Source organism: Herminiimonas sp. (assembly GCF_030655415.1).
The window spans coordinates 332,507-346,716 of sequence record NZ_JAURVN010000002.1 but is presented as its reverse complement, the minus strand read 5'-3'; the positions used below and the strand labels follow the sequence as shown (position 1 = coordinate 346,716).

Here is a 14,210-nt window from a genome sequence, read left to right as displayed (position 1 = left end):
AAATTATTTTTGTTCCGTTAATCGGTATCGATTTCTGGCATAGAAAATAAAAAAGGGAGCCCGTATAACGGACTCCCTTTTTTCATTACTACAGTTTTTTCAGTCTTTACTTGGCTGGTGCCGGCGCTGCAGCTGGTGCCGTAGCAACGGTGGTTTCCAGCAAACCACCACCGAGTGAACGATACAGATCAATCGCATTCGTCAATCGCAGCAAACGTGCTTGCACCAAGGTCAACTGTGCCGAGAATAATTCACGCTGTGCATCTAGCATGTCGAGCGAACTCGAAATACCATTCTGGAAGCGTTGATCGGCAAACGTAAGACGCTGTTCCTGCGCCACTGTCGCCAGGCGTTGTGCTTCGATTTGTTCGTCGAGTAAATCACGTGCCACCAAGGCATCCGCCACTTCGCGGAATGCAACCTGGATAGTTTTCTCGTAATTTGCTACCGCGATGTTCTTGCGTACTTCCGTCAGATTCAGGTTGGCGATGTTGCGGCCACCCTCAAAAATAGGCAGTACCAATTGCGGTGCAAATGACCATGAGCGCGAACCGCCTTCAAACAAGCCGGACAGCTCGTTACTGGCAGTACCAACGCCAGCCGTCAGTGAAATACGCGGGAAGAATGCTGCGCGTGCTGCACCGATATTTGCATTGGCTGCCAACAAAGTTTGTTCAGCGCTGCGAATGTCCGGACGTTGTTCCAACAGTTCGGAAGGCATGCCTATGAACAAATCCGTACGAATGATTTGTCCCGACAGCGGTTGTGCTGGTGGCAAATCAGTCAAGGGTTCACCGACCAACACCGTCAATGCATTCAGCGCTTGCGCACGTTGACGACGCAAGGTCAGTTCGGAGACCTTGGCATTCTGCATAAGTGCTTCATCCTGACGCAAATCCAGGCCGGATGATGCGCCAACTTCAAAACGTTGCTTGGACAGGTCTAGGGCGGCCGCACGAGTTTCATAGGTGCGTTGCGCAAGTTCCTGCTGTTCAGCGTAAGCGCGCTCTGACAAATAGGCTTTGGCGACTTCTGAAACCAGCGTGATGTGCGCCGAACGTTGCGCCTCTTCTGTCGCCAGATAGCTTGCTAATGCTGCATCGCTCAGACTACGAACACGGCCGAAGAAATCCAGTTCAAAGGAAGCCAGGCTCAAGCCGACCTGATAGTTGCTGCCGACTACGCTGGTACCAGTCGATGACAGCGCCGCTGGTGTGCGGCCACGGTTGCCGGTCGCAACACCATTCAGGTTGGGTAGCTGATCCGCCACCTGAATGTTGTACAGCGAACGCGCTTCTTCTATGCGCAACGCAGCGACGCGCAGATCGCGATTGTTGACTAGAGAGCGACTGATCAAGGCTTGCAGACGTTGATCATTGATCAGGTCACGCCAGCCCATTTCAGAAGCACGTTGTGCATTGCTGGCGTTAGTCGTTGACGTTTCGTAGTTCGCCGCGACAGGAGCGTCGGGGCGAGTGTACTTGGGCGCCATCGAGCAAGCGCTGAGCACGCTCGCTGCCAGTATGGTCAAGGTAAGTTGTTTGATCATAATTCTTCATCCTCATTGCGTGGCTGGTTCGCCGCATATTTGCGACGTTGGCGTTCGTTACCTTTGAAGAAGGTACGTACTACCACGAAGAACACAGGTACCAGGAACACCGCGAGTACCGTTGCCGTAATCATGCCGCTCATCACGCCGGTACCAATGGCGCGCTGACTGGCAGAGCCTGCGCCGCTGGCAAGCACCAGTGGCAACACGCCAAGGATGAACGCTAGCGAGGTCATGATGATAGGGCGGAAGCGCAGGTGGACTGCTTCCAGTGTTGCTTCTATCAATCCTTTGCCTTGTGCCTGCAAGTCTTTCGCAAATTCAATAATCAGAATCGCGTTTTTCGCAGAAAGCCCCACTACCGCAATCATGCCGACTTTGAAGTACACGTCATTCGGCATGCCACGCAAGGTGACACCGAGCAGAGCACCCAGAATACCTAGCGGTACCACCAGCATCACAGCCAGTGGAATCGTTGTGCTTTCATACAAAGCTGCCAACACCAGGAATACCGCGATCAGCGACAGTGCGTACAACATAGGCGCTTGCGAACCCGAGGTTTTTTCTTCCAGCGATTGACCGGTCCATTCAAAACCGAAACCGGCTGGTAATTTTTCTACCAGAGATTGCATTTCCACCATGGCGTCACCGGTACTGTAACCAGGTGCTGCACCGCCGGAAATTTTCATTGCCGGATAGCCGTTGTAACGGATCAATTGCACTGGGCCGGTAATCCATTTAGACGAAGTGAATGACGAGAATGGAACCATCGCACCAGTCGCGCTACGTGCATACAATTTGTCCAGATCTTCCGGTTGCAAGCGACGTGGTGCATCCGCTTGCACGATCACACGTTGTTGACGTCCCTGATTCGGGAAGTCATTGACGTAAGACGAACCGAGCAAGGTCGACATGACGCTGTTGATACTGTCGAAGGTCACGCCCAAAGCATTCGCCTTGTCGCGATTGATGTCGAGTTGCAATTGCGGCGCATCTTCCAAACCTTCAGGACGGACGCCTGCCAGGATTTTGCTTTGCGCTGCCATGCCGAGCATTTGATTGCGTGCGGCGACCAATGCATCATGACCCAGACCTGCACGATCTTGCAGACGGAAGGTAAAGCCGGTGGCGTTACCCAGTTCGCGAATCGGTGGCGGATTCAACGGGAAGACAATCGCATCCTTGATGGTTGAGAATGCGCCGAAAGCACGAGCTGCAATTGCATCGGCTGTATCGTCTTTGCCGCGCTCGCTCCAATCCTTGAACGGTGTAAAGACCAGACCAGCATTTTGTCCATTACCGGAAAAACTGAAGCCAGCGATAGCGATCACGTGTTCGACCGCAGGTTGTTTCAGGTAATAGTCTTCAATTTCTTTCAGAACTTCCAGCGTGCGGCCGGTGCTGGCACCTGACGGTAACTGGACGTTGGTGATGATGTAACCCTGATCTTCACTCGGCAGGAAGGATGCCGGCAAGCGCGCATACAGCAAGGCGACGCACCCGACGATCAGCCCATACACAATCATGTAACGGGTGGTTTTCGTCAGCATCACACCGATAACGCTTTGGTAGCGTATAGATGTCTTGTTGAAATGACGGTTGAACCAGCCGAAGAAGCCGCGCTTCTCATGATGATGGCCGGCTTCAACCGGTTTCAAAATGGTCGCGCAGAGTGCCGGTGTCAGTGTGAAAGCCATCAAAGCCGAGAACACCATCGAAGCAACCATCGACAGCGAGAATTGGCGATAAATCGCGCCAACCGCACCACCGAAGAATGCCATCGGGATGAACACCGCAATCAGCACCAGTGTGATACCGATAATCGCACCGGTAATTTGTCCCATCGCTTTGCGGGTTGCATCGCGCGGTGACAAACCTTCTTCGCTCATGATGCGTTCGACGTTCTCAACGACCACAATCGCATCATCGACCAGAATACCAATCGCCAACACCATACCGAACATCGTCAGTACGTTGATCGAGAAGCCAAACAGCAGCAAGGTGGCAAACGTACCCATCAACGCAACTGGAACAACAATGGTTGGGATCAGGGTATAGCGGATGTTCTGCAAGAACAGATACATCACCAGGAACACCAGAATAATCGCTTCGATCAGGGTTTTAACCACTTCCTCGATAGAGATCTGAACGAACTTGGAAGTGTCATATGGCACGGTGTATGTCACACCAGCCGGGAAGTACTTCGACAGCTCTTCCATTTTCTTGTGTACTGCAGTTGCCGTACCCAGCGCGTTCGCGGTAGGTGACAATTGCACACCAACAAAGGAGGTTGGCTTGCCATCGAGACGCCCCGAAGTTGCATACGATTGACCACCGACTTCAATACGTGCCACATCACTCAAACGTACCGAAGAACCATCCTTGTTTGCACGCAAAATGATTTTGCCGAATTCGTCCGGGCTGTTCATTTGCCCGTTGACGACGATGGTCGCTGTAATTTGTTGCGAGCTTGGGCTAGGCAAATCACCGAGCGTACCACCGGCAACCAGCGCATTTTGTGCACGGATGGCGCTAGTCACGTCAGCTGGTGTCAGATTCAAACCGACCAGTTTGTTAGGATCAATCCAGATACGCATCGCGCGTTCAGTACCAAACAATTGTGCTTGACCAACGCCAGGTACACGCTTGATTTCATTCAAGACGTTACGTGACAAGTAATCACCCAGCGCAACTGGATCAAGTCTGCCGTCGCCCGAAGACAAGCCGATAAACATCAAGAAGTTGCTGCGCGATTTGGTAACTTGCACACCTTGTTGCGTGACGGCTGCAGGCAGACGTGATTCCACACGTTTCAAACGATTGGAAACGTCAACTGCGGCTAAATCTGGATTGGTTTCTGGAGAAAACGTCACCGTGATTTGAACCTGGCCATTGGCCTGACTTTGCGATTCGATGTATTGCAAACCATCGGCACCGTTCATTTCCTGTTCGATCAAACTGGTAACGCTATCGTCCAGCGTTTGCGCTGTAGCACCCGGATAGTTCGCAGTAACGACAATCGTCGGTGGTGCGATATTCGGATATTGCGCGACCGGCAAAGTGGTGATTGCCAAGCCACCAGCCAGCATGATGAAGATGGCTAGTACCCAGGCAAAAACCGGGCGGTCAATAAAAAATTTACCCATTACGGTGCTCCCTTACTTCGACTTCGGTTGTTCTGCGGTCTTGGCTGCAGGGGCGGATGCTGCTGCGGCTGGCTTGGCTGCATCTGCTGCGGGAGCGCTAGCATCAGCTGGTGCAGCTTTCTTCCATTGCACTGCCTTGACTGTGGCACCTGGCTGGACTTTTTGCAGACCCTCGACGATGACTTGATCGCCTTCTTTCAGGCCGTCATTGATAACCCATGAGTCACCGCTGGCAGGGCCAGTTTTAACCGAACGCGAAACAACTTTGCTTTCTGCACTGACCACCATGACAGCCGAGCCGTCTGGTGTGCGTGTAATGGCTTGTTGCGGCACGGTGATGGCGTTTTCATTAATGGCTTGTTCAACGCGCGCACGGACATACATGCCTGGCAATAATTGACGATCAGGATTTGGGAACTCGGCACGCAAGGTAACGGCGCCTGAGCTTTCATCGACGGTCAAATCGGAGAACAGCAGTTTTCCTGACTGTGCATATTCCTGACCATCTTCGGTGATCAGCGTCACTTTGACTTGTCCTTTACCTGAGCTCTTCAATTTGCCGCTAGCCATTGCACGTTGCAGTTGCAGAATTTCGGTGCTGGACTGCGTCATGTTGACGTAGATAGGATCAATCTGTTGCACGGTCGCCAGTGGCGTGGTTTCGTTTTGACCAACCAAGGCGCCTTCAGTAACCAGTGCGCGACCGATGCGGCCAGAGATAGGCGATGTCACGGTTGCGTAGTCGAGTGACAGACGCGCGGTGTCACGCGAGGCTTTGGCTGAGGCCAGATCTGCTTCAGCTTGTTTCAAGGTAGCGGTGACGTCGTCGTATTCCTGCTTGCTGATTGCATTGGTAGCAACCAGCGGCTTGTAGCGTTTTTCTTTCAATTCAGCTTGCATCAAGGTCGCTTCTGCACGGGCAACAGCGGCATTCGCGCTGTTATATGTTGCCTTGAATTGAGCCGGGTCGATCAGGAACAAGGTCGCGCCTGCTTTGACATCGCTGCCTTCGCGGAAAGTACGTTTCAGTACGACGCCAGGTACACGTGCGCGGATTTCTGCGATACGGGTTGATTCAAGGCGACCTGGTAATTCGTTCGTTACTCCCAGTGGTCCCGGCTTGACGGTGATTACCGATACTTCGGTAGGAGGCGGTGCGGATGCCTGCTGATCGGACTTGCCGCAAGCGGCGACTGCAAATAAAACAACGATGGCTGCGCCAAGGGTGGTCAAACGGGGAAGTGAACTCATATACATCTCGCACGGTGAGTGGATGCGCTGTCAAAAATTCGACAGTCCGGTAAAGAAAAAAGGTAATGCTGAAAGCGCAAAAAGCATTCGTTGTTGAACGGCTACTCTTGCGCTTTTGTTTGATGCTGATGCTGCGGGTGAGGTATTATACATACATTCGCGAATGTATGTATATGGGGCAACTTAAGCTCTAGCATATATAAATATTCGAAATTTGTTACAGGACGATGATTTTATGGCTCGCTCGACGAAAGAAGAGGCATTAGAAACCCGCAGCCGCATCCTTGATGCAGCTGAGGAAGTGTTTTACGCGCGTGGTTTGGCGCAGACTTCGCTGGCCGATGTTGCGGTCGCTGCTGATGTAACGCGCGGTGCAATTTATTGGCATTTCAAGAACAAGAGTGATTTGTTCGATGCAATGTGCGAACGCGTGCGCCTGCCTATGGAAACCTTGATGGCGACGCCTGCAGAGAAGTTTGCAGGCGACCCTTTGGGGCATCTACGCAATTCCTGGATCTATCTATTGCAGGATGCGAGTGCCAATGTGCGGTCACGCCGAATCCTGGATATTATTTTTCTGAAATGTGAGCTGGTTGATAGGAACGATCCGATCTGGGTACGTCAGCATCAATGCTATCTGGATGGCTTGGCGAATATGGAGCGCATTTTAAAAGAGGCGATTCTGCTGAAGCAATTGCCCGACGATCTGGATACGCGGCTCGCAGCTATAACTCTGCATAGCCATGTAGTGGGCTTGCTAATGAATTGGTTGTTCTCGCCTAGCAGTTTTGATTTGGCCGCAGTGGCTGCGCCACTAATTGATACTTGCCTGGACAGCTTGCGTTACGCGCCAGCGTTGCGGGTAAAGAAAGAAGACTGAGTTTGATTCGCGTATTAAAAGAGCGCTGATGAACAGTGGCGCTCTATTGTCGAAATTGAATTGAAAAATGCGCTTGGATTGTCAGTAAATAAAACTGATGAATAAAATCAACGCTGCGCAGGTTCCACCAAGATCGTGTTGATCTGCACGATATCTTTTTCCTGCAAAGTGCCAGCGGCTGATTTGAGACGCAAGCTGTTCATGATCGTGTCATAACGCGTTTTCGCCAGATCACGTTGCGTTAAATACAACTGCTGCTGCGCATTCAACACATCAATGTTGATGCGTACGCCAACTTGATAGCCAAGACGATTCGACTCCAGCGATGATTGGCTGGATATCTCTGCCGCCTGCAAGGCTTTCACTTGCGCCAGTCCACTATGCACTCCGAGATACGATTGCCGCGCATTCAAGGCGGCAGTACGACGTGATATTTCCAGATCGGAGCGGGCTTTGTCTTCCAGTGCAATCGCTTGCCGTACCTGACTGGTTACCGCGAAGCCACTGAAAAGCGGAATCGCCCATTGCACGCCGACTGTATTGGTCGTGCCGGTGCTGGTTTGTCCCAGCACGGTATTACGTTGATTGGTATTGCCGCGGCTCGCTACCAGATCGACGGTTGGATAATGTCCGGCGCGATTGCGTGTGATGTCGCGCTTGGCAATTTCCAGCGCAAGCTGTTTGCTGATGACATCGTAATTCTGTTCTTCTGCGCTACTGATCCACGGTGCAATCTGTGCCGGTTCTGGCGGTCTTAATTCAATATCGGTGCGTAGGATTGCCAGGTTCTCAGGCGATTTGCCTATGATTTGTTGCAGGGCAGAGCGCTTGATGTCGATATCGTTCTGCGCGGCAAATTCCTGCGCGACGACCAAGTCATATCGTGATTGCGCTTCATGCGTGTCGGTGATGGTCGCAGTGCCCACTTCAAAATTACGTTGAGCCGATGCCAGTTGTTCACTGATCGCGACCTTTTGTGCCTGGAGTGCAGTCAGCGCATCTTGCGCAGTCAAGACATCAAAGTAGGCTTGCGATACGCGCAAAATCAAATCCTGCTGCACGCTGGCAAATGCTGCTTCACTTGCTGCGACCGATAATTTACTTTGCTCGTAGGTTTGCCATGCAGCGATATCGAATAGCGGCTGCGACAACGACAGCGTGTAACCATGTGAAGTCGTATCTGGAATATCTTCGCGCGTGATCTTTTGATTCGATCCGCTCAAGCCGATCAGCGGTAGCAGATTGGCGCGTCCTTGCACGGAAGCTTCTTGGCCCGCACTTAGATTGGCGCGCGCGCTGGCATAAACAGCATCGTTGGCAAGTGCATCCTGATAAACCTGCAGCAAGTTCACTGCCTGTGCTTGTAAGCTTATAAAAGCACCAGCGATCAGTGTGACTAGCTTGGCATTGCGCATTGAATTCCCGTGCAGGTGGAGGCGGTGGTTCTGGAGCTTGGTACAGGTAAAAGGTAATACAAAATCAATAGGTCGGCATCGCTGGATCCACTTGCTGCGCCCACGCGTGGATGCCGCCAGTCAAATTCGTCACTTGGCCGAAGCCATTGCTTTCCAAAAAATTGGCGACGCGCATGCTACGCGCGCCATGATGGCAAATGCATATGATGGATGCGTTCCTGTCCAACTGTTCGAGCTGGGCAGGAATGGTATTCATAGGCATAGACACCGAACCATTGATCTGACAAGTCTGATACTCCCAAGGTTCACGCACATCCAACAAGATGGGCGGGTTACCTAAAGGTGATTCAAGCAAAGCTGCCAGTTCGGGGGCGGTCAGGTGTTGCATGGCGTCCTTAGAATTTGAAGTGCGATGGTGTCACTGCATTGCGCAATGGTTTAACGATCGTTTCAAACAGATTGACCGTGCTGTAGCCGATATCTGATGTGCGGGTGATGATTTGCGCCGTCATTGCCGGTGCGTTACCAGCGATCACGAACATGCGGCCGCCGACTTTGATCTGTGCCAGCAGTGCTTCCGGTACGACAGGCAGCGAACCCGATACGACGATGACGTCATAAGGAGAGTTAGCTTGATTTGCGCCATTAAAGCCTTGTGCTGCATCGCCCAATACAACGTCGACGTTGCTGACGCCGTAGTCGGCCAGATTTTTTTCTGCCAGCGCTTTCAATTCAGGTTCGATCTCAACGGTCGTGACGTGACGTGCCTTGTATGCCAACAGCGCTGCCATGTAACCGGAGCCTGCGCCGATTTCCAAAACGTTCTCATGCTTCTTGATAGCCAGTTCCTGCAAAATGCGCGCTTCCAGCTTCGGGGTCAGCATGCTTTCGCCATGCGACAGCGGGATTTCGCTATCGGCAAAGGCCAGTGCACGGTACGCGAGTGGCACAAATGCTTCACGCTTCACGATGACCAGCAATTCGAGAACGTCCGTGTCGAGCACATCCCAAGGGCGAATTTGCTGCTCGATCATGAGGAAACGGGCTTTTTCAATGTTCATTTTGTCGACTCTAGGTAGCTAAATAAGAAAACCAGCATTTTATCAAATGATAGGCATTGTGCCGCGCAAAAGCACATCCTCGATAAATCGGGCAAAAACCATTCCGGGGAGGGTGATGTCGCGACGCGTATCTATGTGATTTGCCAATAAACACGGGGTTTTGCGGCCTTCGTAATGTAAGCGTCTGCTCGCGTAGCGTCAAGCCTTGTAAGACCTTGTGCCGTGCAAATCCACTGTAGAATCGCGCCTTTCATGCAAGTGCGCCACAAACCAAGTCGCGCAGCACTTCGGTTCGTTGAGATGTTGAACGAATTGCAGAATGAATAACGAATTACTCCCCGCGCTGAAAGCCTCGCTAAAGCATGTCTGACTTGAGTTGTCGCCCCGATTGCGGTGCCTGTTGCACCGCGCCGTCGATTTCGTCGGCGATTCCAGGAATGCCGAATGGAAAACCGGCTGGAATTCGTTGTGTGCAATTGGCGGATGATTATCGTTGTCTGATATTCGGCCAGCCTGAACGTCCGGCAGTCTGCAGCAGCTTGCGACCGCAACTGGAAATGTGCGGCGCTACGCGCAAAGATGCGATGATTTATTTGACGACTTTAGAAAAATTGACGGCTGCTTAAGTCATAAATCATTCGTCACGATCCAGCAAACATGTGATTGAATTTCATTGCGGAAATAGCTGCGGCTTTACATAAAATTGAGACAGCAATCAGCGTCGCCGTGGTAACCTTTGAGCCTTCAGAAAACGCTGGCTGAGGCAATCGCCGCAAGGTTCGCGCAATATTTGTGTTGCGATGTTGGTGTAGCAGAACCGATAGAATTATCGACTATGTTGTAACCCGCGCGGCGTAACCACCGGCGGGTTTTTTTATTACCCTTTTCTAGCTTAAATATTCCATGGATCCAGTTCTCGCGCTCAAAGCCATCATCATGGGCATCGTCGAAGGTTTGACAGAATTCCTGCCTATTTCTTCCACCGGCCATTTGATTCTTGCCGGTAGTTTGCTGGATTTCACCGGGCCCAAGGTCAAGGTGTTTGAGATCGCGATTCAAACCGGTGCCATGTTGGCTGTGGTTTGGGAATATCGCGTAAAGATCGCTGCAGTCTTGAGCGGCTTGTTCAGCGAACCGCGCGCGCAAAAATTTGCGTTGAATATCATCGTCGCATTTTTGCCAGCTGCGCTGCTGGGTCTGGTGTTCGCGAAGGCGATCAAGGAAAAATTATTTGCGCCGGTGCCGGTTGCGATTGCTTTCATCGTTGGTGGTTTCATTATTCTATGGGTAGAACGCCAGAATAAAAATCGCGTAGTCGCAGAGCGCGTGCAATCGGTAGATGACATGACAGTGATGGATGCGCTTAAAGTCGGCTGCGCGCAAGCGTTTGCCCTGATCCCGGGCACCAGCCGCTCCGGCGCCAGCATTATTGGTGGCATGATGTTCGGCTTGTCGCGCAAAACGGCGACCGAGTTTTCATTCTTTCTCGCGATTCCGACCTTGATGGGCGCGACGGTTTATTCCGTCTACAAAGATCGCGCATTGCTGTCGCTGTCCGACATTCCATTATTTGGTTTGGGCGGCTTGGCTGCCTTCGTTTCAGCTTTCCTGTGTGTGCGCTGGTTGCTGCGTTATATCAGTACGCATGACTTCACTTTCTTTGCGTACTACCGCATCGTGTTCGGCTTGTTCATCTTGCTGAGTGCGCACTACGGTTGGGTTGTGTGGGCAGATTAAGTTGAAGCAATGACTCCGCAGGATGATCTGGGCGCACAGGCGCTCCACGTACTGGAATCTGTTTTCGGCTACTCGTCGTTTCGCGGCGAGCAGGCAGAGATCGTCGATCTGGTGTCACGTGGCGGTGATGCGCTCGTCCTGATGCCGACCGGCGGCGGCAAGTCGCTGTGCTATCAAATTCCCTCTCTGTTACGCGATGGCGTCGGCGTCGTTATTTCACCCTTGATCGCCTTGATGCAGGATCAGGTTGATGCGCTGGCTGAGGTTGGCGTACGCGCGGCATTTCTGAATTCCACTCAAACATTCCAAGAGTCATCGCGCATCGAGCGTCGCTTGCGTAGCGGCGATCTCGATTTGCTGTATGTTGCGCCCGAGCGTCTGATGACGCCGCGTTGCCTCGATATGCTGGAAGCAAGCAAGATCGCCTTGTTCGCGATTGATGAGGCCCATTGCGTATCGCAATGGGGCCATGATTTCCGTCCTGAATACATTCGTCTGTCGGTATTGCACGAGCGCTTTCCTAATGTGCCGCGCATTGCACTTACGGCGACAGCCGATCATCAAACGCGTGAAGAAATTGCACATCGTTTGCAGCTCGATGACGCGCGCATGTTTGTGTCCTCATTCGACAGACCGAACATTCGTTATCAGATTGTAGAAAAAGCCAACGGCCGCAAGCAGGTCTTGGATTTCATCGAGAGCGAACATGCAGGCGATGCCGGCATCGTGTATTGCCTGTCGCGCAAGAAGGTTGAAGAGACTGCAGAATTTCTCCGTGAAAACGGCATCAATGCCTTGCCATATCACGCCGGTATGGACTTCGCGATACGCAGTAAAAATCAGGCGCGCTTTCTGCGGGAAGAAAGTATCGTCATGGTCGCGACGATTGCGTTCGGCATGGGCATCGATAAACCCGACGTGCGTTTTGTCGCGCATCTGGATTTGCCGAAAAGCATAGAAGGCTATTACCAGGAAACCGGTAGAGCTGGTCGTGACGGCACGCCTGCCAATGCCTGGATGGCTTACGGTTTGCAAGACGTGGTGCAGCAGCGCCGCATGATCGATGAGTCCGAAGCGGATGAAACCTTCAAGCGCGTGCAGGGCGTCAAGCTCGATGCCATGTTGGGTTTGTGCGAAACCTTGTACTGCCGTCGTCAACGCTTGCTCACCTATTTTGGCCAGCCATCAGCGCCTTGCGGTAATTGCGACACCTGTATTAATCCGCCGCGTTCATTCGATGCGACGATCGCTGTACAGAAATTGTTGTCGACGATTTATCGGGTCGATCAACGCTTCGGTGCGATGCATGTGCTGGACGTATTGCGCGGTGTGGATTCTGACAAGATCAAGCAATGGGGCCATGAACAGGTTTCCACTTTTGGCATAGGCTCGGATCGCAGCGAAGCCGAATGGCGCGCGATCTTGCGGCAATCAATTGCACTGGGTTTGGTCACCGTCGATCATGAAGCGTATAGCGCGTTGAAACTGACAGACGCGGCGCGTCCCGTATTAAAAGGCGGCGAGAAAGTGCAACTGCGCGAGTATCAAAAGCCTGTCAAATCCAAGCGTACAGCAAGCAAGCCGAAAGGTTTTGTTGAAACCGATTTGTCTGCAGAAGAGCAGCTCATTTTTGAGCGCTTACGTTGGTGGCGTATGGAAACGGCACGCACCCACAACGTGCCAGCCTATGTGATTTTTCACGATGCAACCATGCGTGAAATTGCCAAAGCACAGCCAGCATCGCTGGATGATTTGCGCGGCGTTAGTGGCGTCGGTGAGAAGAAGCTCGAAACCTATGGCGCTGATATCGTGGCCTTGATTGCCGAAATGTAAACGCGTTCAAGATGCCGGTTTATATCGCATCACCATTGCCTTGCGATTCAGAAAAGTCCGTATCAATACCACTATTTTTTCTGACTGACGATACTGGCAGCTGAAGTTTACAATATGGGCACCGTCTTTTCCCTGATGCCCACGCATGCTCACACTCATTTCTATTCTGGCAACCACAGCCTTGTTTAGCCTGGCGATGATACTGGTGCTCGCCTCTCTGTTGCGAACAGGCATTCCAGGAATTCGCGAATGGTTTGTGGCAAACATTTGTATTGTGATCGCATTGCCATTACTGATTTTGCGCGGTGCGATTCCAGATCTGATTTCGATTGTTTTGGCGAACGCGATGCTTGGTCTCGCTGGAGCCTGTTACTACGCTGGATGTGCACGCTTTTTAGGGCAGCCGCCACGCTGGTCATGGCTGACAATGGCCATACTCGCCTTAACCGCAGCGATTGCGTATTGGACCTATCTGGAAAATCATGTGCAAATGCGCGTGATTGTCATCACGACCTACAGCGCGACAGTGTGCACGGCGACGGCGATTTTACTAGTGCTTTATCGGCCGCTGAATCGTCGCCCCTACCATTACTGGTTTGCGGCCGTGGTTGCGATTCTGTTCGCTGTTTGCCAATTGTTGCGAGGCGCGTATTTCAGTTCGGTCGCTGTACCGACGAACATATTGAGCTTTGACACGGCCTGGAATGTTGCGATGTTGATTATCGGCGCGGTGACGTTGCCGACCATGACCATGGCTGCCATCATGATGGTGCATGATTCGATGCTGGCCAGTGTCGAGGATGCCGCCAATCATGATCACATGACTGGAGCCTTGTCGCGCAAATGGCTGGAGGCGGTTGCACGTGATCAACTCTTGCGCGCGCAAAAAACAGGTAAGCCACTTTCTCTGCTGGTCATCGATCTGGATCACTTCAAGCGTATCAATGATACCTACGGTCATGCAGGGGGCGACGAGGTGCTAAAAGAATTTACGCGCGTGACGCGCAATTCCTTGCGGGATGGCGACGCACTGGGAAGATTGGGCGGCGAGGAATTTGGCGTACTTCTGCCGAACACCGATACCGACGTTGCGATAAAAATTGCAATGCGCTTGCGTGAGCAGTCTGAGCAGCATCTGATCTCGGGAAGTTTTGGCGAGTGCCATTACAGCATCAGCGTCGGAATCGCGACCGCGCGTGCTGATGAAAGTTTTGATCGCCTGAGTGCACGTGCTGACGGTGCCTTGTACAGCGCAAAAAACAGCGGACGTAATCGGGTGGTTGCCGATGAAGATGCGGAGATGCTTGCTGTTAGCATTCCGCATTCATAAAAACGAGT

The 14,210-nt window shown here is 52.2% G+C and carries 11 protein-coding genes; 5 read left to right on the top strand and 6 right to left on the bottom strand.

Annotated features, from left to right (window positions below; translation table 11 throughout):
• Positions 1-106: 106 nt before the first annotated feature.
• The 3 genes from Q7T66_RS01730 to Q7T66_RS01720 are packed head-to-tail and all read right to left on the bottom strand — an operon-like array spanning position 107 to position 5,946.
• Positions 107-1,549 (bottom strand): efflux transporter outer membrane subunit, encoded by a 1,443-nt coding sequence (locus Q7T66_RS01730; RefSeq protein ID WP_304931528.1) that lies wholly within the window; start codon positions 1,547-1,549, stop codon positions 107-109.
• Complete coding sequence (locus Q7T66_RS01725) at positions 1,546-4,695, bottom strand: efflux RND transporter permease subunit (RefSeq protein ID WP_304931526.1); 3,150 nt, start codon at positions 4,693-4,695, stop codon at positions 1,546-1,548. Before Q7T66_RS01725 ends, Q7T66_RS01730 begins: the two co-directional genes overlap by 4 nt.
• A 12-nt stretch (positions 4,696-4,707) precedes the next feature.
• Positions 4,708-5,946, bottom strand: coding sequence for an efflux RND transporter periplasmic adaptor subunit (locus Q7T66_RS01720; protein WP_304931525.1), 1,239 nt, complete (start codon positions 5,944-5,946; stop codon positions 4,708-4,710).
• A gap of 235 nt (positions 5,947-6,181) precedes the next feature.
• Here Q7T66_RS01720 and Q7T66_RS01715 point away from each other — a divergent pair, with 235 nt between their 5' ends.
• On the top strand, positions 6,182-6,826 hold the full coding sequence (locus Q7T66_RS01715; protein WP_304931524.1) for a TetR family transcriptional regulator: 645 nt from the start codon (positions 6,182-6,184) through the stop codon (positions 6,824-6,826).
• Between the two features lie 107 nt (positions 6,827-6,933).
• Here the strand turns inward: Q7T66_RS01715 and Q7T66_RS01710 are convergent, their stop codons facing one another.
• From Q7T66_RS01710 to Q7T66_RS01700, 3 genes are all read right to left on the bottom strand, one after another.
• Entirely contained in the window at positions 6,934-8,241 is a 1,308-nt protein-coding gene (locus Q7T66_RS01710) for a TolC family outer membrane protein (RefSeq protein ID WP_304931523.1), read from the bottom strand.
• A gap of 64 nt (positions 8,242-8,305) precedes the next feature.
• Positions 8,306-8,629 (bottom strand): rhodanese-like domain-containing protein, encoded by a 324-nt coding sequence (locus Q7T66_RS01705; RefSeq protein WP_304931522.1) that lies wholly within the window; start codon positions 8,627-8,629, stop codon positions 8,306-8,308.
• A gap of 7 nt (positions 8,630-8,636) precedes the next feature.
• Complete coding sequence (locus tag Q7T66_RS01700; RefSeq protein ID WP_304931521.1) at positions 8,637-9,302, bottom strand: protein-L-isoaspartate O-methyltransferase; 666 nt, start codon at positions 9,300-9,302, stop codon at positions 8,637-8,639.
• Positions 9,303-9,664: 362 nt separating this feature from the next.
• Between Q7T66_RS01700 and Q7T66_RS01695 the strand changes: the two genes are divergently transcribed.
• The 4 genes from Q7T66_RS01695 to Q7T66_RS01680 all read left to right on the top strand — a co-directional run bounded on the left by Q7T66_RS01695 (position 9,665) and on the right by Q7T66_RS01680 (position 14,202).
• A complete protein-coding gene (locus Q7T66_RS01695; RefSeq protein WP_304931520.1) occupies positions 9,665-9,928 on the top strand; it encodes a YkgJ family cysteine cluster protein in 264 nt (87 codons plus the stop codon).
• Between the two features lie 277 nt (positions 9,929-10,205).
• Positions 10,206-11,039, top strand: a complete 834-nt coding sequence (locus Q7T66_RS01690; protein ID WP_304931519.1) for an undecaprenyl-diphosphate phosphatase — start codon at positions 10,206-10,208, stop codon at positions 11,037-11,039.
• A gap of 9 nt (positions 11,040-11,048) precedes the next feature.
• The gene (gene recQ, locus Q7T66_RS01685) at positions 11,049-12,872 is read left to right on the top strand and encodes a DNA helicase RecQ (RefSeq protein ID WP_304931518.1); all 1,824 of its coding nucleotides are present in this window, start codon (positions 11,049-11,051) and stop codon (positions 12,870-12,872) included.
• Between the two features lie 145 nt (positions 12,873-13,017).
• Positions 13,018-14,202, top strand: coding sequence for a GGDEF domain-containing protein (locus Q7T66_RS01680; protein WP_304931517.1), 1,185 nt, complete (start codon positions 13,018-13,020; stop codon positions 14,200-14,202).
• Positions 14,203-14,210 lie beyond the last annotated feature (8 nt).